Origin of the sequence: Thermodesulforhabdus norvegica, assembly GCF_900114975.1 — a bacterium.
In the GTDB taxonomy this organism is placed as follows: Bacteria; Desulfobacterota; Syntrophobacteria; order Syntrophobacterales; family Thermodesulforhabdaceae; genus Thermodesulforhabdus; species Thermodesulforhabdus norvegica.
On record NZ_FOUU01000003.1, the window covers coordinates 141,528 to 162,988 of the forward strand.

19 protein-coding genes are annotated in these 21,461 nt (G+C 46.2%); 3 read left to right on the plus strand and 16 right to left on the minus strand.

The features are described from left to right. Positions 1-61 precede the first annotated feature (61 nt). The 16 genes from dsrP to rpmH all read right to left on the minus strand — a co-directional run bounded on the left by dsrP (position 62) and on the right by rpmH (position 15,139). A complete protein-coding gene (gene dsrP, locus BM091_RS06705; protein ID WP_093394464.1) occupies positions 62-1,222 on the minus strand; it encodes a sulfate reduction electron transfer complex DsrMKJOP subunit DsrP in 1,161 nt (386 codons plus the stop codon). A gap of 22 nt (positions 1,223-1,244) precedes the next feature. Continuing rightward, positions 1,245-2,030, minus strand: coding sequence for a sulfate reduction electron transfer complex DsrMKJOP subunit DsrO (dsrO, locus tag BM091_RS06710; protein ID WP_093394466.1), 786 nt, complete (start codon positions 2,028-2,030; stop codon positions 1,245-1,247). A gap of 3 nt (positions 2,031-2,033) precedes the next feature. Beyond that, positions 2,034-2,462 carry a sulfate reduction electron transfer complex DsrMKJOP subunit DsrJ gene (dsrJ, locus tag BM091_RS06715; RefSeq protein WP_093394467.1) on the minus strand — a complete coding sequence of 143 codons (429 nt, stop codon included), beginning with the start codon at positions 2,460-2,462 and terminating at the stop codon, positions 2,034-2,036. Then, complete coding sequence (dsrK, locus tag BM091_RS06720) at positions 2,449-4,077, minus strand: sulfate reduction electron transfer complex DsrMKJOP subunit DsrK (protein WP_093394469.1); 1,629 nt, start codon at positions 4,075-4,077, stop codon at positions 2,449-2,451. Before dsrK ends, dsrJ begins: the two co-directional genes overlap by 14 nt. 6 nt (positions 4,078-4,083) lie before the next feature. After that, a complete protein-coding gene (dsrM, locus tag BM091_RS06725; RefSeq protein ID WP_093394471.1) occupies positions 4,084-5,103 on the minus strand; it encodes a sulfate reduction electron transfer complex DsrMKJOP subunit DsrM in 1,020 nt (339 codons plus the stop codon). Positions 5,104-5,145: 42 nt separating this feature from the next. Continuing rightward, the gene (locus BM091_RS06730; RefSeq protein ID WP_093394473.1) at positions 5,146-5,700 is read right to left on the minus strand and encodes an RsbRD N-terminal domain-containing protein; all 555 of its coding nucleotides are present in this window, start codon (positions 5,698-5,700) and stop codon (positions 5,146-5,148) included. 117 nt (positions 5,701-5,817) lie between these two features. Further along, positions 5,818-6,063, minus strand: coding sequence for a DUF8180 domain-containing protein (locus BM091_RS06735; protein ID WP_093394474.1), 246 nt, complete (start codon positions 6,061-6,063; stop codon positions 5,818-5,820). A gap of 52 nt (positions 6,064-6,115) precedes the next feature. Beyond that, positions 6,116-8,227, minus strand: a complete 2,112-nt coding sequence (locus BM091_RS06740) for an RnfABCDGE type electron transport complex subunit B (protein ID WP_093394476.1) — start codon at positions 8,225-8,227, stop codon at positions 6,116-6,118. A 113-nt stretch (positions 8,228-8,340) separates the two neighbouring features. Next, entirely contained in the window at positions 8,341-9,846 is a 1,506-nt protein-coding gene (locus tag BM091_RS06745; protein WP_093394478.1) for a hybrid sensor histidine kinase/response regulator, read from the minus strand. A gap of 11 nt (positions 9,847-9,857) precedes the next feature. Continuing rightward, positions 9,858-10,427 carry a 16S rRNA (guanine(527)-N(7))-methyltransferase RsmG gene (locus tag BM091_RS06750; protein WP_177193555.1) on the minus strand — a complete coding sequence of 190 codons (570 nt, stop codon included), beginning with the start codon at positions 10,425-10,427 and terminating at the stop codon, positions 9,858-9,860. A 94-nt stretch (positions 10,428-10,521) separates the two neighbouring features. Further along, on the minus strand, positions 10,522-11,931 hold the full coding sequence (gene mnmE, locus BM091_RS06755; RefSeq protein ID WP_093394481.1) for a tRNA uridine-5-carboxymethylaminomethyl(34) synthesis GTPase MnmE: 1,410 nt from the start codon (positions 11,929-11,931) through the stop codon (positions 10,522-10,524). A 79-nt stretch (positions 11,932-12,010) separates the two neighbouring features. Beyond that, positions 12,011-12,688, minus strand: a complete 678-nt coding sequence (gene jag, locus BM091_RS06760; protein WP_177193556.1) for an RNA-binding cell elongation regulator Jag/EloR — start codon at positions 12,686-12,688, stop codon at positions 12,011-12,013. Positions 12,689-12,733: 45 nt separating this feature from the next. Next, positions 12,734-14,392: a membrane protein insertase YidC gene (gene yidC, locus BM091_RS06765; protein ID WP_093394484.1), complete on the minus strand. Its 1,659-nt coding sequence runs from the start codon at positions 14,390-14,392 to the stop codon at positions 12,734-12,736. Next, complete coding sequence (yidD, locus tag BM091_RS06770; RefSeq protein WP_093394572.1) at positions 14,392-14,628, minus strand: membrane protein insertion efficiency factor YidD; 237 nt, start codon at positions 14,626-14,628, stop codon at positions 14,392-14,394. The genes yidC and yidD overlap by 1 nt, the downstream gene beginning before the upstream one ends. Then, entirely contained in the window at positions 14,616-15,002 is a 387-nt protein-coding gene (rnpA, locus tag BM091_RS06775) for a ribonuclease P protein component (RefSeq protein ID WP_093394485.1), read from the minus strand. Before rnpA ends, yidD begins: the two co-directional genes overlap by 13 nt. A 2-nt stretch (positions 15,003-15,004) precedes the next feature. Continuing rightward, positions 15,005-15,139 (minus strand): 50S ribosomal protein L34, encoded by a 135-nt coding sequence (gene rpmH / locus BM091_RS06780; RefSeq protein ID WP_093394487.1) that lies wholly within the window; start codon positions 15,137-15,139, stop codon positions 15,005-15,007. Positions 15,140-15,721: 582 nt separating this feature from the next. Here rpmH and BM091_RS06785 point away from each other — a divergent pair. From BM091_RS06785 to BM091_RS06795, 3 genes are all read left to right on the plus strand, one after another. Further along, on the plus strand, positions 15,722-18,622 hold the full coding sequence (locus BM091_RS06785) for a class I SAM-dependent methyltransferase (protein WP_093394488.1): 2,901 nt from the start codon (positions 15,722-15,724) through the stop codon (positions 18,620-18,622). Positions 18,623-19,124: 502 nt separating this feature from the next. Further along, the gene (locus BM091_RS06790) at positions 19,125-20,066 is read left to right on the plus strand and encodes a sulfotransferase family protein (protein ID WP_093394490.1); all 942 of its coding nucleotides are present in this window, start codon (positions 19,125-19,127) and stop codon (positions 20,064-20,066) included. Between the two features lie 168 nt (positions 20,067-20,234). Continuing rightward, positions 20,235-21,296: a glycosyltransferase gene (locus tag BM091_RS06795; protein ID WP_093394491.1), complete on the plus strand. Its 1,062-nt coding sequence runs from the start codon at positions 20,235-20,237 to the stop codon at positions 21,294-21,296. Positions 21,297-21,461 lie beyond the last annotated feature (165 nt).

The window sequence follows — 21,461 nt, forward strand, 5'->3', positions numbered from 1 at the left end:
CACCTGCACAGGCACTTTGGCCTGTGCAGGTGGGTTCCGGAATTACGTTCACTCAAGTGCTCTAGGCTGCAACCTCTTCCTTTATTGCAACGGCGATCTTGTACAGAACGGCAAGGATAAAGAAGCCCGTAGCCCAGACACCCAGTGTTATAAAGACCTCGGGTATCGTGGGCATATACTCGGTTATACGCTCAAAGGGATTTGGAATAAATCCCGCGATAACAAGGGTTATACCTTTCTCAATCCAGAGGCTGAAAAACGTGGCAAGACATCCGATCTTCAGCGTTTGTTCCTGTTTTCTCGTGTTCGGATTTATCAGAAGCACGAGAGCTACGACCGCAAGAATGTTGGACAGCCAGGTCCAGGGCACGAGCTTGGCGTGACCGTGTAGACCGAAGAGGAGATAGTCAAAGTGCATCGTATGGCTGGGAATCTGGCTGTAATAGGCCGTAAAGAGCTCAAGGAATACGAAGAACACGCTGATAATCAAGGCATAGGTGACGATCTTTGCCAGAGCCTGTATGGCCTCTTCACCCGGATCGAACTTGGTGCGCTTTCTGATAAAAAGAGCAAGCAATATCAGAAAAGCAGGACCCGAAGAGAATGCCGATGCAAGAAAACGAGCAGCCATAATGGCGGTGAGCCAGTAATGACGACCCGGAAGCCCGGCGTACAGGAAAGCCGTAACCGTGTGAATGCTTATCGCCCAGGGGATGGAAATGTAAATGAGAGGTTTTACCCACCTGGGAGGGGCAACGCCCATCCTTTCGGCATCCAGCACATTCCAGCCGATGAGAATATTAAGAAGCAGGTAACCGTTAAGAACGATCATGTCCCAGAAAAGTATTGAGTTGGGGGTGGGATACCTCAGCACATTAAAAAGCCTGTGAGGCATACCGAGGTCGACTATAATGAAAAGCAAACACATTGATACGGCAGCTATGGCCAGAAACTCACCCAAGATCGTGATACGCCCGAAAACTTTGTAGTTGTGAAGATAATAGGGCAAAACAACCATAACGGCAGATGCCGCAACACCGACGAGAAAGGTAAACTGAGCAATATAAAGACCCCAGGATACGTCACGGCCCATACCGGTTATGGTCAAACCCTTGGTGAACTGAAAGAGGTAACAAATAAAGCCCAGGCCCATCAACACAAGCAGACCCAGGAGTAACCTCTTAAACTGTTCTCCTGCAGTGGTAAAAACCCTGTCCAGCATAGCTCTCCCTCATACCTTGACGTTAAACGATGTAATAAACATTGGGATAAGTTCCAAGTTCGAACTTTCTACGGAGCGTGAATTTTTCCTTGAGAATCCTTCTTACCTCAGACACCGGGTCTTCAAGGTCTCCGAAGATAAGGGCTTTAGCAGGGCATGCTTCAACGCAGGCCGGTTGCAGCCCGACGGCAAGCCGCTCAGGACAGAAGGTGCACTTCTCGACAACACCCCGACGCCGTGTGGGAAAATCGTAATTCAACTGCTTAATGTAAGGACGAGGATCTCTCCAGTTGAAGCTTCTTGCCCCGAAGGGACAGCCGGCCATGCAGTACCTGCATCCGATGCACCTGTGGTGATCCATCATCACAATGCCGTCTTCTCTCTGGAAAGTCGCCTTTGTGGGACATACCTGCACGCAGGGCGGATTTGCACAATGGTTGCAGAGCAGAATAAAAGGTCCCTCCCTGAGCTCTTCAGGCACGTATTCATGAGCCGTCCCCGGGAAGGCGTGTTCAAAGGTATCCTGCCATATCCATTTTATTTCTTCTTCGCCTTCTATGGTAGGGACATTATGAACGGTATGACAGGCCTCACTACAGCGGGTACATTCGCCGTGCCGTCTCTGATACTCCTGGCACTTCGGCACGTCCACTACCATAGCCCAGCGCTTTCCGGTAATGGCTTCGGGCAGGTTCACATAAGCCGGGCCCTTTTTTTCCTGCGCTACAGCTTTCACAAACGGTAGCGCCGAAAGCCCAACAGCACATGCTCCGCTTATCTTCAAAAATGTTCTTCTATCTTTATTCATGCCTTACTCCCCTTTTGCAACTTGCTCAACCTGTTGACCCTGCGGTGGTTCCAGATGGCAATCCCAGCAATAAGGTTTAAGACCGATGTAATTATGACAGGTATCGCAAAACTGCGCCTTGTTGGAATGGCATTTCATGCACGCTAGCTGAAGGCTTGCCGGATAGGTTGCCCCACCGGCCGTCACATAATATCGTCTGCCGTTACGCACAACCTCGGTACGCCAGTCGTTGAGCATGACCATGTGAGATGTTCTCATGTAATCTCTCGCCGCCACGCACTCCTTTTTCTCCATCTTCTGAATTTCAGGGGTCTCAAGGCTGGGTTGCGGGGGTGTAGCGGCCTTTCCGCCGTTGTACCAGAAGGGAAAGGTGCTCAGCCCCAGAAATATTGCCAACCCTATAAGAATGGGTTTTGCATCATAGATCCTCATCTTCTACTTCCTCCTCCATGCCGGGCAGGGGTTCTCCACGGAGATCCGTGGTTCGTTTCTTTTCGCCTTCCATAACAAGGGCGTTTCCTACAAGCTCATGCAAACCGGTAACTCCAACGCCGGGTACCCAGTAGTTCATAAGAGGTGTAAGAACTGCTCGGTCGATTGCGCAGATGCAACAGAGCATATTCACGCCGTGCTTATCATGGACATGCTTTACGGCATTTGCCCTGGGCAATCCACCACGCATTCTCATTTCCATGAACTCGTCGGTATTCAGACCGGAACCGCTTCCACAGCAGAAGGTCTGCTCACGTATGGTTTCCGGAGGCATCTCATAAAAGTTGTTGCACACGTGCTTCAAAACATACCTGGGTTCTTCAAACATGCCCATACCGCGTGATACGTTGCAGGAATCGTGGAAGGTAACACTAAGGTGGTCGTTCCTGCTTGGATCAAGTTTGAGTTTACCGTGACGAATGAGGTCAGCGGTGAACTCGACTATATGAATCATCTTGGTTGCCTTTGCATGCTCAAACTTTGTGCCCGTTATGGGTGAAACCGGCACCTCCAGGAAGTCCGGCGGCCCCCACCAGGTGTTCAGGTACTGATGTACGAGGCGCCACATGTGACCGCATTCACCGCCAATGATGTACTTGACGCCGAGACGTTTGGCTTCAGAGTAGATCTTGTAGTAAAGGCGTTTCGCCATCTCATGAGACGTGAAGAAACCGAAGTTTCCGCCTTCCGACGCATAGGTGCTCCAGGTGTAATCCAGACCCAGTTCGTGGAAGAGCATGAGATATCCCATGCAGGTGTAAGTTCCGGGATCTGCAAAGACGTCACCCGACGGTGTAACAAATAAAATCTCTGCACCCTTGCGGTTAAAAGTGGGTTCGGGTCTGATACCGGTAACCTCTTCGATTTCGTCGCAGAAAAATTCGATCATATCCCGGAAGGCATGGGGCTGAATGCCGAGATGGTTACCCGTGCGGTAGCAATTGGCCACAGGCCCCATGATCCAGTCGATATTGCAACCGAGCAGATTGATAAGTTCCCTTGCTATGATCGTGACTTCCGCCGTGTCAATTCCGTAAGGACAGAATACCGAGCATCGACGACACTCGGTGCACTGAAAAGCATAGTGCCATATCTCCTTGAATACGTCTTCGGTAAGCTCACGGGCGCCACCTCTGCGGCCGAACATCTTACCGCCCACGGTGAAATACTTCCGGTAAATGGACCTCAAAAGCTCGGCCCTCAAGACGGGCATGTTCTTGGGATCGCCACTCCCGATGAAGAAGTGGCACTTATCAGCACAGGCTCCGCACCTTACGCAGATATCCATAAAAAGCCTGAAAGTTCTGAACCGCTCCAGACGCTCCTTGATACCTTCCAGAAAAATTTCTTTCCAGTTGGGCGGCAGTTTCCAGTCCTCATCGAGAGGATTCCATTCCCTGGGATTGGGAAGCCCCACTTCTTCCAGAAGCCTGGGCTTCGCTGCGTAACAGTAGTTTCCCGGTTTCAGGTTAACCGGAACGTCCATCCACCATTTCTCTGGTGGGGTATGATCAATGCTTTCAAAAAGCTCGTTACTCTTGGGAAGCTTGGCCATATTCTCCTACTCCTCTTGTTCCTCTACCGGTTTTTCAAGCGGTTTCTCTACCGGAATTCCCGCCTCTACCATCTTTTCCCTGAACTCCTCTTCATATTCTTCATAAGTGTGAACTTTAACGGGATAATCCCACGGATTCACATGACGGACCATCCTGCTGTTATTGGGCAGGTTTCTGGTAGGGCTGAGAAATACGCCGGGCATATGCATAAGCTTGCTGAAGGGAAAATAAGCAAAAAGCACACTTACAAAGAAAAGATGCATGTAAAAGAATACGCTTATACCCTCGGGAACCGTGGGATGGAATGTCGCAAGGCCCATGGTCAATTCCTTAATTTTTACTATATCAACCCTCCAGAAGTACCTCATAAAGATACCGCTCAAAACCAGAGCCAGAATAAGAAAAAGGGCGAAGTAGTCCGAGGGCAGGGAAACGTATTTTACCTGAGGTATTATAATTCTCCGGATAAGCAGGTACGTAGCCGCAGCTACGATAATGATATCGCTCATTAAAAGCCCCGGCAGGGCCATCTCAAAAAACGTATCGGCCTGCTCCAGAAAGCTGATAAAACCGGGCACTGGATCAGTGAAAAACCTGAGATGCCTCAAAAAAATCACCAGGAAGGAATAGTGAAATGCCAGCGCCGCAATCCAGAGCCACTTTTCCCAGTGATAGGTAATCTTACCTTCTCGCTTCATCATCTTGGTGTTTCTGAAGAGTGACCGGAATACCAAAATCTCAAGGGCCATTCGCCCGACCACACCCCATTTCGTATAAGGGCTGTCGATCTTGGACGGTTTGATCCAGGACAATGAATATTGCTGACCCGTCGTGGTGGGAATTCGGAAGGGTACCGCCGACCTGGCCCACATAAAGACCTTATAGATAAAACCGAGGAAAAACAGCGTAACGGCCGTATAAGGCACAATTACGCCGAAAAGGTACTCCAGACCGAGGAGCTTAACCCCCACAAAAACAAAAAGGGCAAGCCCCAGGACGACGTTAAGCGCAAATTTCATCCCCATAGCACCTTACCTCGCTCCTCCTCACTGGTTGAACATTACCGTTTAATTTTCGCCAACGGGATCTCCCGATCCGGAAGATTCGTCCGAATCGGAGATCTCGTACACCAGCCCTGCCCGTTGCAAAAGTCTGAAGGTTCTGTTTTTTACTTCCTGAACCCTCAGTTCGTAGAGCGTTTCCCGGCAAGCCATGTATATATCAAAGGACTTCAACATTATTGAATCAACAACCTCGTCAATATCCCGGATGGACTTTTCACTCAATGAAGGCCTGGATTTTTCAGAAACGGAACGGATTACCAATTTGAAAGAAGGAATGAAGCCCACGGCTTCAGAAGGCTTGAATCCCTGTACCGCCCGAACTCTTATGATTCTGTCAAGAAAAGAAAGCAGTTCGTCATCTCTGGATTTTTCGTCAATCATCCAGTCTATAATGCCTTCTACGCCTTCTTTTATGGCCGATCCCACGGGGTTTAAAAAAGGGTTCTTCTCGGATCGCACAAACCTAGCCGTCTCTTCCGGGTAGGTTTGTAAGATATGTTCAAACCATTCCCTTACAATACGTTCCCGGTTTTTCGCCAGGAACTCCCTCCAGTCCATTTCCGCCTCATAATAAAAGTTTGCCGATCCAGGTATCTCAGCTGGAAACCGCCACCCCCTTCCAACCTCTACAACAAACCCCCGATCCGGTCAAGACAATTCGTGACACAAAGCACATTACTTTTGGCTTTGCCTGAGGCTTTCCAGGGCCTGCTTCAGCAACTCGTTCTGTTCTCTTACACCGGCACAAACCTTATCCAGAATTTCTGAAACCTCTTTAAGGCCGGTCTCTTCACACCATCTCTTCCAGTCTTCATAACCCGTCAGATGTTCATCATTGTGTCGAATCCAGTGCTCTATGCGCTTGATGAACTTTTCACGATCCTCCAATCTATGGTGTTCGTGGTGATTGATTTCGTGCATGGCGAACTCCAGCCGGAAGGGCAGGGTAGCGATCACCCTGCCCGGTTAATTATCATGCTGCTTTTTCCTTTTCTTTCAAAACCACCAGACCCTTTTCAGGAATGGGCTGCTCGTGAAAACAGGTAATTCCACAGAAAAGGCATCTTGCACTTTCGTAAAGAGCCTGTTCCTCGCTTATGGTGTGTTCAACCTCATCGAAGTTGTCCACGCGGGCTTCGACGGGAAGTTCGGGCTGGTGGACACGGGGTCTTTTTTCTACACCGGGGACCTCTTTTATCTCGCTTTCGGGGATTCTCTTTCCGAGCAACGCTTTTTCGGGAATTGTTGCCGTTCCCGTCATGAGATAGTTGTGAATGGCCACGGCTGCACGCCTTCCCGTCCCGACTGCAGAGACAACCAGGTCGGGACCGAGATAAACATCACCGGCTGCAAAGATGTACGGAACCGTTTTGCACTGAAGGGTTCTGGGATCGGTATCTATCGTGTTCCAGCGGGTAAGAGCAATGTCTTTGGAACGCGGGTCAACCTCTGTGAAGGACACATCAGGAGACTGACCGATGGCCGTAATCACCATATCGGTTTCCAGCAGGGTTTCCGAATTGGGTATCGGAACGGGGCGGCGACGGCCGCTGGCGTCGGGTTCTCCCAGTTCCATCTTGATGTATTCCAGATGGGTCACGTTGCCGTTTTCACGGCCTATCACCCGGTTGGGTGCGGCAAGAAAGTGGAATTTCACGCCTTCGTGCTCGGCGGCCACTATTTCTTCTTCATTGGCCGGCATTTCCTTCCTGGTACGACGGTAAACAATTGTTACATCCTTGCAACCCAGCCGCAATAGAGTCCTCACGCAGTCAATCGCCGTGTTACCGCCGCCGATCACCACCGCACGTTTCCCTATAGGAGGCGGATTTCCCTGAGCAACCATGGCAAGAAACTGAATTCCCGTGTAGCATCCCTTCAAATCTTCACCTTCTACCCTGAGCCTTGTGTCCTTCCAGGCACCTATTGCAAGAAGTATCGCATCGTAGCCGGCCGCAACGAGAGACTGAATTGTGAAGTCTCTGCCCAGCTTCAGGTTGGTACGCGCTTCAATGCCCAGTTTGAGAATCCCTTCGATTTCCCAGTCGAGAATCTTCTTGGGCAACCGGTATTCGGGAATACCGTACCTGAGCATGCCTCCCAGCTTGGGCATGGCCTCAAAAATCGTTACCTGATGGCCGAGACGCCTCAGGAAATAAGCGGCCGAGAGCCCCGCAGGTCCTCCACCAACAATGGCAACGCGCTTGTCTGTCGGAGGAGCCATGGCCAGAGGATATCTCTTGCCTGAATTCATCTCATAGTCCGCCGCAAAACGCTTCAGGTAATTTATTGCCACCGGCTCGTCCACATACTGACGGCGACAGGCAGTTTCACAGGGTCTGGGGCATACTCTTCCAATACTGAGGGGAATTGGATTTCTTTCCTTTATGGTCATAAGAGCCCCTTCGTAATCACCTTCGCGAATCTTTTTAATATAAAGAGGAATGTTTATTTCGGCAGGGCATACCTGCTGACAGGGCGCAAGACACTGACCCTCTTCGTTGAAGGAAGTAAGCCTCTGAGTGATCTTTATTACCCGAATAACATTCTTGGGACATACCCTTTCGCAGGTTCCACAGCCGGTGCACTTTTGAGGATCCACCTCCGGAAGCTTTTCCCCCATCTTGAGGGCATTGAAAGGACAGGCCCTTACACAGGTTCCGAGGCCAAGACACCCTACTTCACAGACCTTCTGACCGCGGTCGAAGAGTACTGCCGCACGGCAGTCCATAACTCCTTCGTATTCGTACTTGACCTCCGCCTCTTCCACACTGAAGTGACAGCCCACTTCGGCAAATTGAGGTAGAGACCCGGCAAACTCAAGCCCCATTATCTCCGCAACCTTTGCAGCGACTTCATCTCCCCCGGCAACACAAACATTTGGAGGAGCCTCGCCCTTGACTATCGCTTCAGCAGCGCCTGCACAGCCGGGATACCCACAACCTCCACAGTTGGCTCCGGGAAGAACATTAAGCACTTCATCAATTCTCGGATCCACGTAAACATAAAAGATCCTCGATGCCACGGCGAGACCAAGTCCCGCAACAAGCCCCAGACCCCCAATGGCAAGAACGGCACTAAGCATGGAAATATCCCTCCTTCTGAAGAACTGAGGACAGCAATAACATTGTTTATTTTTTCACGTGTATTCTCAAACCACAGGGTCATTTTCGTGTCAACTCTTTTGTGCCAATTCTATCAAACCTGAAGGTCCGATCGGTCACCTTCCACTTCAGCACCGTTAAACTCACTCTGATCACATTCGTGAGGTTTTGCTATGGGGAAGGTGACGGTAAAAACCGCTTCATGGTCTTCCTGAGTGCACGTAAGGAGCCCTCCCATGTTTTTTACGAGTCTGTGAGACAGGGGCAGCCCCACACTTCTTCCGCCTTCCGAAAAGGGCAGAAAGATCGTTTCGCAATCCACCGTAATTCCCTCTTCGAGGGGTGTTGCACATTGAATATGAACGTGGTTTTCCGTCACAAAGGAGCGAACCCAGAACTTTTTGTGCTTTTTGCTTCCTTCTATGGCATTTTTGAAGAGATTTATCAATACCTGAAGAAGTATGTTGGGATCCACGAAGATATAGGGTGGGTTTTCATCCAGCTCCATGGCACAGGTAACGCCCTTGTGTTCCATTTCGGGTTGCAGAAGCTCGTAACAGCGTTCTATTACGGAATTTGCGTTGATGTAGACCTTCTTAAGGTCAACAGGCTGGAGGTAGTTCCTGATTCGGTTGAGGAGCTTTTCCAGCCTGTGGGTTTCTTGCAGGATAATGTCCGCCTCCCGGAGATCCGGATATTTGGCCTTGATTCGGCGTGCAAAACCGCCTATTGACGTGAGAGGATTCCTGATTTCGTGGGCAACCTCGGTAGCTATAGCACCCAGGGTTTTCAGTTTTTCCTGCTGAACGATGGAGCGCTCGTAAAATACCCTATCGGTGATGTCGATTATAATACCCTCCAGTTCGCAGGGCTCCTTCTCCGAATAGGAACGCAACGGTAAAGTCTGAATAAGTGTATAGACCGTATGACCTTTCTTGTGAACAAGGCGGCACTCTTCCTTGAAGGGAACACATTCTCCCTGAAAAAAGTTCCGGAACCTCGAGACTATTCTCTCTCTGTCTTCTGAATGAATAATTTCCGGAAATCGTCGGTGAAGGGCTATGGCTTCATAAGGGGTGTAACCCAGCAGGCTTTCACAGGCTTTATTTATAAAGGTAAGCTCCATGTTCTGATTCAGAACGAATATGACCAGAGGAAGATTTTGCACCAGTTGTTCGTACTTCTCTTCCGTTCTACGGAGCCGATCGCTTATGCGTCTTCTTTCTTCAAAACGATTCAGGCAAAAAGATACTTCTTCTATGGAGAAGGGTTTTTTAAGATAGTCGTTAATGCCGATCTTTATTACCTTTACGGCGTCGTCCAGAGACCCGTAGCCGCTTACGAGAACGATCTCTATTTCGGGATTGTCCCTTTTTAAAAGAGAAATGAGCTCAAGACCGCTCATTTCTGGCATGTGAACGTCAACAAAGGCCAGGGCAAAAGACTCTCTTCTGGCACAATCAAGGGCATCCGTGGGATGCTGGAAGTAGACGACCTGGTAGCCTCTGCTCTGGAGTGCGTGTATGAGAAAAGAACCCGCCACCGGATCGTCATCCACAATGAGGATCTTCTGTTTCGATCTTGTGCCGCTGTCCACCATATTCCATCCTGTCACATTTTTCTGAAAATCAGAACCGCTCTGGGAAGCCCTTCGAGCAAATCGTATTCCCTTACTTCGAAATTGATTCCCTTAAGGTTGCCCCTGGCCTCTTTAAGGGCTTTGGGGCCTGTCCAGAGCACAAGAGCTCCCCTGTCCCTGATACCCCTGTCCAGAATTAGAGAAATGTCCCGGGTCGTTAACTTAAGAGCCCGGGATATGATGAGATCGTAGCCTTCCGAAACGAAAATGCCTGAACTTTCCGGGTTTGCCAGGAGAGACTCCCAGCTTGCCTGAACGACGGAGACATTCCTGAGCCCGCTGTAGGCTATAAAGGTCTTTAAAAAACTCGTTTTTTTTCTCTTCATATCGCACAGAACCACATGCGTTTCGGGATATAAGGCTTTGGCGGGAATTCCGGGGAACCCGGCGCCGGATCCTATGTCCAGTAGCAGCTTTCCCGGAGGTAACATTGACAGGGGAACGAGAGAATCCATATAGTGTCGGAGAAGAATTTCATCCCATGAAGCCATGCCGGTGAGGTTTACCTTTCTGTTCCAGTACATGAGCAGTCCGGCATGCATACAGAGAAGCCTCACGGCCTGGTCAGTAAGGACGATTCCATACCGTGATGCATAATCAGTCAGGCGATCGGGAAACCACGAGGGAACGCGAAAATCACTTGCCGATGCAGAATCTGGAGAATATACGGTCCAGAATTCCTTCCCCGACGTCTCCTTTCCCAAGGATTGTTTCAAGGGCTTTTTTCGCATCGTAGAGCTCTACCAGTACAATCTCCGGCGAAGCACCTTCGAGCATCAGCCCGTATACCCGCAAAAGGGCTTCCACGGCCGTATTCAAATATTCCCGATGATGTTTACTTACCACGAAAGATTCCGATACGGCCTCAACGGCCTCTTTAAGAAACCGGTTCTTTATAAACCCCTTCAACATATCCACATCCCCGGGCCGTATCGCTGATATTGTAACCAGAGCACTGTCAATTCCATACCGTTTTTTTACATCTTCGGGGCCGAAGGCATGAGCAAGATCCGCTTTGTTAAGAACCACGGCCAGAGATTGTGAAGATTTTTTTAAAAGTTCGAAGATCTCGTCGTCCTCTTTTGATAGAGGTACGGAAAGATCAAGTATCCAGAGGATTATGTTGGCTTCCCCGATTCTGGAAATCGCTCGTTCTATTCCCAGTCGTTCTATGTAGTCGGCATCCCTGCGGATCCCTGCCGTGTCCATAATGGTTATCGGGATGCCCTCCAGAACGAAGGTGTCTTCTATGATGTCTCTGGTTGTACCTGGAAAATGAGTGACCAGTGCCCTCTCTCTTTTAAGCAGAGCATTCATAATCGAGGACTTGCCCACGTTGGGTTTTCCGACCAGCGCAAGCCGTACGCCCTCCCGAAGTATTGAAAGTTCTCTGCTCTCCCGTTCAGTTTTTTCGATGGGATCGATCAGTTCTTTTTTGAGCCTCTCGGCAAGTTGCAGGGTTTCTTCAATCTCTCCTTCCGTATCCTCTTCGAAGTCTATGGCTGCCTCGAGATGTGCCATTATATCCGTAAGAAGATCAAGCCAGCTTGAAACGAGCGATGAGAGGGCACCTTCCAGTTGTCGCCGGGCAATGTCCAGAGCTCTTCGGGATTTGCTTTCTACAATGTCCGCAACCGCTTCCGCCTGAGCAAGATCAATCCTTCCGTGCAGAAAAGCCCTGTAGGTAAATTCACCGGGATCGGCAAGGCGGGCGCCGCATTTGAGTACCAGGCGTAGAATTTCCTCAAGGATAACGTATCCACTGTGACAGTTTATTTCCACCACGTCTTCCCGGGTGTAGGTATGGGGAGCCTTCATGTAGCTTACGAGGACTTCGTCCAGGCGTTCTCCGGTGCCGGGATCATAAACCCACCCGTGATAAAGGCGATGTGACTTAAGAGGGAACTTTGCCCTGGATGGTCTGAAGATTTTAGAAAGAATTTCCCGGGATGCTTTACCGCTTATGCGGACAATGCCAATACCCCCCAGGCCCAGGGGGGTAGCAATTGCACATATTGTGTCCTTTGCGGTAAGGTCTCGAATCATAGGCCCGTGAAACCCTTTGTCGGGCTTCCTGCTCTATCGAAGAAAAAATCCCGTCCATCGTGCGCAGTCAAAGTTTTACCTATCGTGACGAATTACCTTTTTCTCTGGACTTACTTCCCGAAGCCTTTACAGGATATATGACCACTCGGCGCATATTTCCTTCGCCTTTGCTTCTTGTTTTCAGCATGGGGTCGTCTTTAAGGGTCAGGTGGACGATGCGACGGTCCTGAGCGCTCATGGGTGCTGTGGCCACGGGTTTTCTGGTTTTCTTGGCCTTTTTACCTAATTGCATTGCAAGTTCACGAAGGCTCTTTTCTCTTCTCGCCCTGTAGTTTTCCGTATCAACCACAACGGGGATGTTCTGACCCATCTCCTTGGAGAGCATGCGGCTAACAAGGTATTGCAAAGCTGAAAGAGTCTGCCCCTGCTTGCCTATAAGGAGTCCCGACCCGTTGCTCACGATATTTAAATAAACATGGTCTTTTCTTGCCTCGGCCTCAACTATTGTGGGCAGATTGACGTAATCAAGAATGTTGGACAGGATCTCTTTGGCTTTCTCTGCCGCCATTTCATAAGACGGCGCTTTGGGACGGACACGGATTTTCGCCTTTTTTGCTCCTACTATTCCGAAAATACCCGAAGAACCTTTGGAAATAATCTCGATCTCCAGCATCTCACGGGGAAGTTTCAGGGTTTCGCAGGCCACTTTGATGGCCTCTTCAACAGATTTTTCTTCAATTTCAAGCACTGATGACATAACGTTTTCCTCCATTCGATGTCAACTGAGCCGGGGCCACAGACTTTACGACGTTGCGCGGTTGATCCAGAACTGCTGCACGATGGACAGGACATTATTCACAAACCAGTATAGCACAAGTCCTGAGGGAAAGTTGATAAAGAAGACGGTAAAGATGACGGGCATCAGGAGCATGATCCTCTCCTGTCGGGGATCCCCCGGAGAAGGGCTCATCTTTTGCTGAATGAACATGGAAAGCCCCATAAGCAGGGTAAGTACGGGAACTCCACCCAGGTAAGGAATGTGAAAGCCGATAAAGAGCCGATCCGGCGCTGTGAGGTCGTTAATCCAGAGGCAGAAAGGCTGATGCCTTAGCTCCACCGAGCCATAAAGCATCCGGTAGAGGGCAAAAAAGAATGGGATCTGAATGATAATGGGGAGGCACCCGCCCATGGGATTGATTTTGTAGGTCCTGTAAAGTTGCAGCAGCTCCTGATTGAGCTTTTCCCGATCATCTTTATACTTTTCCCTCAGCTTTGCTATCAAAGGCTGAATTTCTTTCATTTTCTGCATGGACTTGTAACTCTTGTGGGTAAGAGGCCAGAAAATGAGCTTTATAATCACCGTGAGAAGGATGATGGCAACACCGTAGTTGTGGGTGTACCTGTAGATCCATACGAGAAATTTCAAAAGCGGTCTTGCCAGGAAGCCAACCCAGCCGTAATCGATCGAAGCGGTTAAAAGATGTCCCGCCTTTTCGAGCTCTTCCATCTCTTTTGGACCCATGTAAAGCCGGAAACTCCAGGAACGTGCTTCACCCGGCGAAAGGGTGAATTCCGGCGAAACATAGACCAGTTGCAGGAGCCCCACGTCAGGCCTGATTACCCTTCCCACGAGCGTGTAAGGCTCATTCGTCATGGGGATCAGAGCCTGTATGAAGTAATTGTTTTCGAAGCCTATCCAGTTAACGGAGTTTTCAAGCGTTACGGCCTCTTTTCTGATCTTTTTCATGTCGATTTTCGTTAACTCTCGATTGGCGTAATAGGCAAGCCGGGAATGATTGTAGGATGGCTCGTTTTCTTCGTAGGGCAGGTAGTAGGAACTGAGGCTCAGGCTGTCCCGAAGCGGTTCCGAAGACAAATTTGTGACTTCCACCGTCAAATCAATGTCGTAACTCCCGCCCTTCCAGGAATACCGCTTAACAACTTCAACGGCTCCATCTGCCACGGCTCGAAATTCCATAGTTTTGTTATCCTGACCGTCCAGCTTTACCTTTGTCTCTTCGGGACCGGTATAGGACATCGTGGAGAGGTTAAAATCCTGATGATGGAGAAGCTCCACGGCCAGAGGCAGGTAGCCGTAAGGCTTTGCGGTAATGAGCTCCATGAAAGGTGCATCTTCTCCTGCCCGTGATTTATGTTTCTTGAGAGTAAGGGAAAAAAGCCTTGCGCCGGGCTGAAGAATCCTGGCTTCATATACCGGAGTATCGACTATCCATGTTTTTACCTCTTTTTCAATCTGCTCCATCTTGAAGGAAGGCAGGACTTCTGCGTCAACGCTGGCTCGGTGTTCTTCCTGTTGCTCGGCAGCCTCCTGTTCTGGAATCATTTCTTCCTGCTTCGTTTTTTCAGGTTTAACGGGTTCCTTCTTGGGCGTAAAGTACAGGTCCCATAGAAGAAGAATCATAATGGACAGCAAAAAGGCAAGTAAGGCTCTTTTTTCCATTACTCTTTACTCCACTCCTTAGGAGGAATTGGGTCATAACCGCCAGGATGAAAGGGATGACATTTAAGCAAACGTTTGACGGTAAGATAGGATCCTTTGATAAGTCCATGGACTCTATAAGCATCCAGAGCGTATTGTGAACAGGATGGGATAAAGCGGCATGTAGGGCCACCCTTAAGGGGAGAAAGAAAAATGCGGTAAGCCATAATGAAATAGCTCAGGACTAACCCTCCCAGTTCATTAATCCGGCCCGTCTGCACAGATCCGAGAGCTCCTTCATAACGGATTTGCAACTGAAATCCTGACGGCCGGGCAGGGCAACCACAACGAGGTCCTTGCCCGGAGTCTTTAAGTCGTGCTTGTGAGTGCGGAACCACTCACGCACACACCGTTTTATTCTGTTTCTCTGGACTGCCTTTCGATAATACTTGCCCGGCACGATAATGCCAAGCCTGTGGAAACTATTCCCGCTCTCCATGTAGTTCAGAATGAAGGTCTTCCCCTTAAATCGTGAACCTTCTTTTCTTACCAGTTCAAATTCCGATCGGCGCCTCAACCTTTCATAGGGGCGAAAGCGGTACTGCCGCTTTTCCGAAATTGCTTTATCCACACTTACACCGTGAGCCGCTTCCGTCCCTTGGCCCTGCGTCTTTTCAAAACCCTCTGACCGCCCTTTGTGGACATTCTTTTAAGAAAACCGTGAGTGCGTTTCCTGCGAAGATTACTGGGCTGATAGGTTCTCTTCATGGGTGTACCATCTCCCTTTCCGTCTGAAATATGATAATGCCTGACCCACAAATAAAAATATCGGCGAATTCGAGCTTGTACCGAATGACTTCCGATTTTGTCAAGAGCCAAAGGGTATTGTTGTATGTTGGATTCCTCAGCGACTGGTAGATGCGTCCTCGGTCGAAACGGAGGGCAAACGCAGGAAATATTCTGCAAATCATAGGATTTTTCAGAGTAGAATTTTATGGTGACTTAATGCCGCCATTATTAACGTGGTACTTGTGGGGTTCCGACCAACAGGATTCTAATCCTTCGTGGTTAACGAAATCCGGACCTAAATTATTTTTTGCATATCTAGGCGTTCTGCATGTCGATTTTTTGGACTTTGATGATAGTCTTGAGCCGCTGTGAGATTATATAATAAGAATTACAGTAATTCTGGGCATAAAATCTCAGTGACGGCAAATTTCTTTGATATGGCACGAAGTGTGCATTGCACAAAACTAAGGTAAGGCTTAAAATGATTGGCTAAAGTGGGGAGTTGGTGGTTTGTGAAAAAACATTCAATGATTGAATAATTTGCGGCGGAGTAAATGACTGATGAAATTAGAAAATGCTTGTCATTCTTCACCTAGCCTGTGGGGTATTATTGATAAGTTACATGGAGGGGTTAGTCTTGAAGAGTGTCGTCTGCTTAGTCGCTTGGCTTCTGAAGTGTTAGAAGGTTGCATCGTGGAGATAGGTTCCTATAGAGGAAAGTCCGCAATTGCCTTAGCATCAGGAGTCAGAAAAATTTCCACAATAAGCAAACCAATGATTTATTGTATCGATCCCCATGAAGAGTTTATAGGATACTATGGAGGGAAGTTTGGAAGCCAAGATAGAGGATCTTTTTACCGTACGATGCTAATTACCAGAGCTTTCAGAGATGTAGCCCTGATTAACATGAGTAGCCACGATGTAGCACAGGCATGGCGACGGCCGATAGGTCTTCTTTTTATAGATGGGGATCACAGGTATGAAAGCGTTAAAAGGGATTTTCAATATTGGGAACCACATGTTCTTTTAGGTGGTTTAATCGTTTTTCACGACGCCACTGATCCCAAATGTGGTCCATTTAGGCTGATTCGTGAGATAATGGAAAGTGGGCGTTTTCAGCACGTTGATACGGTGGGAAGGATATGCGTTCTTCGTAAAATCTATCATGACCCATGTTCTGCAAGCGTTCCTTTGCTTGGACCACGACGAATTTTGGTAGTCGTTGCGGGGTTTACCCTTAACGGCGGGCTACTTCGATTCGAACGGGTAGGTAGGGTCCTTAGGAAGTGGGGACATGAAATAGTTTTCGTGGATTTGACTGGCGACGTCAAACAAAAAAGGGAGTGGTCGCCATCATTTCCCGTTGTTTCTTTAGATCAAGCGCTACAACAACAGTGGGATTCTGTCATGGTTCCTGGTGCTGGCTTCCCCGAATGGGCTATTAGAACCTTGCGTGTATTTCAAAAAAGAAATTTTGGGATCAGAGTGCAGCACATATTAAATGATCAATCGAGATTTGATCGTTTTAAAATTGTTAATCGATATTTCAAACCTGATATAGTTATTTTTAACAACGACCATTGGCCTCCCGGATCTTTCACTGACTTCACCGGTAGTAGGTTTTATACTCTTATCGGAGCTGTTGATACAAATTCTTTTCGCCCTTCTACTTATAGATCACATCCACTAAAACCCGGAAGTTGGATCATTGGTGGTCTGGCATCCAAAAATCCTGAACCTCTTGTTGAGTCTCTACGATATTTACCACTTAATATGGTGCTGAAGCTTTATGGCAAGGATGTCCATGGGTTAGAAAAAAGATATGAGATCTTTATTCGTCAAGGGCGGCTCCAGCTATTAGGAGAGATTTTTGATGAAGACCTCTGTCGATTTTACCATAATGTCGATTGTGTAGTAATGACAGAGATGCATGCCGGCTGGTCTAATCTGGTAGCAGAGGCCATGGCCAGTGGAACCCCGGTGGTTTGCACTCCTCTTGGTACTGGTCCGATTGCCTATCATGAACGCACAGCTTTAATATTAAAAGAGCCAAACCCCAGAGAAATTGCTAAAAACGTTTTAAGATTACAGAGAGAGCCTGAATTGTGTAGACAGCTGGCCGAGTCAGCGCGGCAGGTCATTTGCTCCTATTCATGGGAAGAATACGCGCGTCAATTATTACGTTTAATTCACTATGATGGTCGGCATCACTATACATATGCTCCTTCATTTGGATTATACGGCAAATGGCCACTTGAGCACCGTATTGCAGGTCTTGAATCTTTGCTTGATCAGGCACATGGTTCGACTATTATCGATATTGGAGCAGCGGAAGGTCTAATTGCCAGAGAATTCTTGAAAAGAGGTGCGAAAATAATACATGGCTTTGACCTTGATCCTGGAATGGTAATGACTGCTAAAGCTATTTGTGCAAGGTGGAATAATGCGATCTTTAGACATGCCGACATATCTAATTGGGATGATTTTTATAATTCTAATGCAGATATACTACTAAAACACTATGATATTGTTATTTATCTAGGTGTTCACCATCACTTACCACCTGAGAGTCGCAAGAATGTATTACTCAAGCTTTTAAATATGTCTAAAAAGTATTTTGCTATCCGCACTACACAGAAACTCTACATGGAAGACTCTTTGGAAGACATGATACTAGCAGCTGGATTTCGTGAGATAAACAATGAGTCTAGCAGAGGAAGACGATCAGAAATGGGACTTCTAAAGATCTTTGAGAGGCAAAATGTGAGAGAACAACGTCATTCGCTGATTAGGCATTTTGTTTCCTATCCAAAATCAGGGCGTACATGGATACGTTACATACTATATCAGTTAGGTGTTGATAAAGAAATTGTGTTTCATCATGATGGATTTGAATTTAACGACCCAGCTTGTCCCCCACACAACTTTAGCATAGAAGATCGTATTAGGCGCTATGGTGATGTCGATAGACTTGTTTATTTAGAGCGAGATCCTAGGGATGTTATGGTGAGCTTGTATGCACAAGTGACCGGTCGTTTCAAGGACTTTTTTAATTACAAAGGATCGATCTCTGATTTCATCAGAGATCCTTATTTTGGTGCACATAATCTTCAGAAATTTAGGGTAATGTGGGATTATCTTATCAGACGTTTTGGATTTCTTAAGATTACCTATGAAGAGTGCCATCGAAATATGGAATTGGTAATTGAGAAGCTGTTGAAGTATTATGGTTTCAGTGTGTCAAAAGAATCAATCCGGAGAGCTGTTGAAAATGCTCGGTTCGATAAAATGAAGCAACTAGAGCAATCTCGGACTTTTCCTTATCCATGGTTAAGGCCAAGAAATGATGCTCCAAAGGTGCGTAAAGGTAAGATAGGTTCATTTGTAGAAGAACTTAACAACGAAGATATTGAGTATCTGAACAAGATATTCTCTTGTTGTGCGAAAAATAGTGTTAAATAAGGATCTAGTGTTGATAAATATTAGTATGGTTGATAATGTAATATTTCATTGTATGAGTATTATGTTAATTAGGTCATAACGTGAGTAAGGAATAATAAGCAGTATCACATATGGTACCATTGAGTATGGTTAAAATGTGAATGTCTGCTGATATGAATGTAGCTATTTGTACATTGGTGAAATAATGTGAAGACGAACCTTCTGATATGAATCTAGTGGTAAAAGATAGGTGATTTTATAGATATAACTTCATATATTAGGTAAAATTATATGTTGTAAAGTTGATACGAGTGGTTGTTATAGTGTCAATAAGAGTGTAATATTGAAAAGGCTATTTTGTATTAGTATTTGTTTATAAATATCACATTAAAAGGTAATGTTCTTGTGGCATAAGGTAGTTAATTGAACAATTTGTAATTGATCTGTGAATTAATGATATAGTAAACAATAGTATGCAGGGTAATAACAAGATAAAACTAGTAAAATGTATGAGGGTATTTAGATGCTAAGAGTAGCTGATAGTAGTAACAGACGTGTGTACCCACCATCATGCGAATATGATGGTTATGATGGTAAAGTGGCGATTGTCGTGCTAGGTATGCATCGGAGTGGCACTTCTGCTATGGCAGGGGTACTTCATCATCTTGGTGTAAATATGGGTAAGCTGTTGTTGGAAGCTAATAAATACAACAAAAAGGGCTACTATGAAAATAAGAATATAGTTGATTTTAACAGGTCAAAGCTTCTACCAAAGTTGAATATGACATGTACTGATCTGAATTTACCATCAAGCGACTCTATAGAAGCATTGACTGCTGATAAAAATATGATATCTGCTGCTATGGATGTTATAAGACAGGATTATGAGCATAGTGTAGTATTTGGTATGAAGGACCCGAGGTTGTGTTTGTTGTTTCCCTTTTGGGATAAGGTTTTGTGTGAGATGGGATGTGCTGTTAAGGTGATAATCATGTACAGAAATCCTCTTGAGGTGGCATTATCACTCTTGAATAGAGATAAGATACCCGTTGTGTACGGAGTGGTACTATGGGCTAGGTATATGCTGTCTGCCGAGTATTTTACGAGATCCACGTCGAGGTTATTCGTCAATTATGATGACGTGATTAAGCGTACTAAGTATGCTATTGGAAAAATACAGCGATATCTGAGGCCAAATGTTGAGCTTAACATGCGAAATGTTAGCTTAGTGGAAAGTTTTGTTGACTATAAGCTCAAGCACTTCCGGGTTGACAATATCAGCAAGGCATATGGTGGCTATCAATGGTTAAAAGTTCTCAACGGCATAATACTGAGCTTAACAAAAGCTAGTACAAACTGCAGTATAAAAACCTTAGAGATAATAGATGCAGTGAGAGGGCAGTATGAGAAACATAAACCTGTATTAGACAGAGCTTTCCCCAGTATGGCATCGTTGATATTGTGAAGATCAGTATGTTGTTTTCATAATGCGTTTTTAGTTGCATGAAAATTTGCATATGTGTGTAGTGGTTAGGCTGATATTAAGCAAGAATAGTGCCTGATTATTAATAAATCAGAATCATATATTAAAATGTTATGCGAAGTATCTAGCTGATATAGTAAAGGTGAGTCTATGACAAGAGTTATGTCTGTAGAAAATGTCGGGCTACGCAAAAACTTAGTAAAGGCAGTATGTATTCTAGATGGCGATGAACGTACTGCATGTCCTGTTCTGAGGATTATAACTCCTGTAAGGAAGTTTAGGAGTAGATTTAAAAGATTAGCTTGTTTTAAAATAGGAGATAACATTGATGTGATTCTCAATCATGTGGAACCACCTGATATATTAATTGTGCAAAGAAATGCGGCAGTGTACTGGAAGATCTTACGCCAGCTAAGAAATTACGGTACTAAATTGATATATGAGATTGATGATTTGCTGATCAACGTTCCAGAATTCCATCCTGATTATGCAACTTATACGTTACTAAAGCCATTTATCGTAGCAGCAATAAAAGATGCTGATGCTGTAACTGTATCTACTGACCGCCTTAAACACGAGTTATCGATATACAATCATAACATTTATGTGCTTCCTAATTACATAGATGTAGATTTATGGCAAGTTCGACATAATCTCAGCAAAAAGAAGAAAGATGTATGCGTGATTGGTTTTGGTGGTACGCCAACCCATGAAGCAGATATCCAGGTTATTATCCCGGCGATCAAGAGACTTATACGCAAATATGGAAACAAAATATTATTTCACTTTGTAGGTTGTATACCAGAAGACTTGCGCACTTGGCCTCAGGTTGAGTACTATACTTTTGTGCGGAATTATTATGGGTATGTAAGATGGCTGAAAAGAGCTAGTTGGGATATTGCTGTTGTACCTCTGCGCACATGTAAATTCAACATGTGCAAAAGCAATATAAAGTTTCTTGAGTATTCAGTATGTAGGGTCCCAAGCATCTATTCACGTATTGATCCGTATGCCAATAGTATAGTAGAATTCGAGACGGGAATTCTTTGTGAAGAATCCTATGAAGTATGGTATGACGCCATAGATGAGTTGATAAATAATGTGAGTCTAAGAGAAAAAATATCAAAAAATGCGTATGAATATGTCATGGATAAATACCTATTAGAAAAACATGTAAAAAAGTGGGAAGAAGTATATTTTGATGTTATTTAGCATTGTGAAATATTGTAATTGTGTATGTGAAATATGTGTCCGTACTGATGGTTATATTGCATGTAAGTATATGTGTAATATATCAAAGTACTAATATAAAAAGTAAGTAAGTGTGATAAATACTAAACTATATTCAAAACAAATAACTAACAATGACCAAAAGTT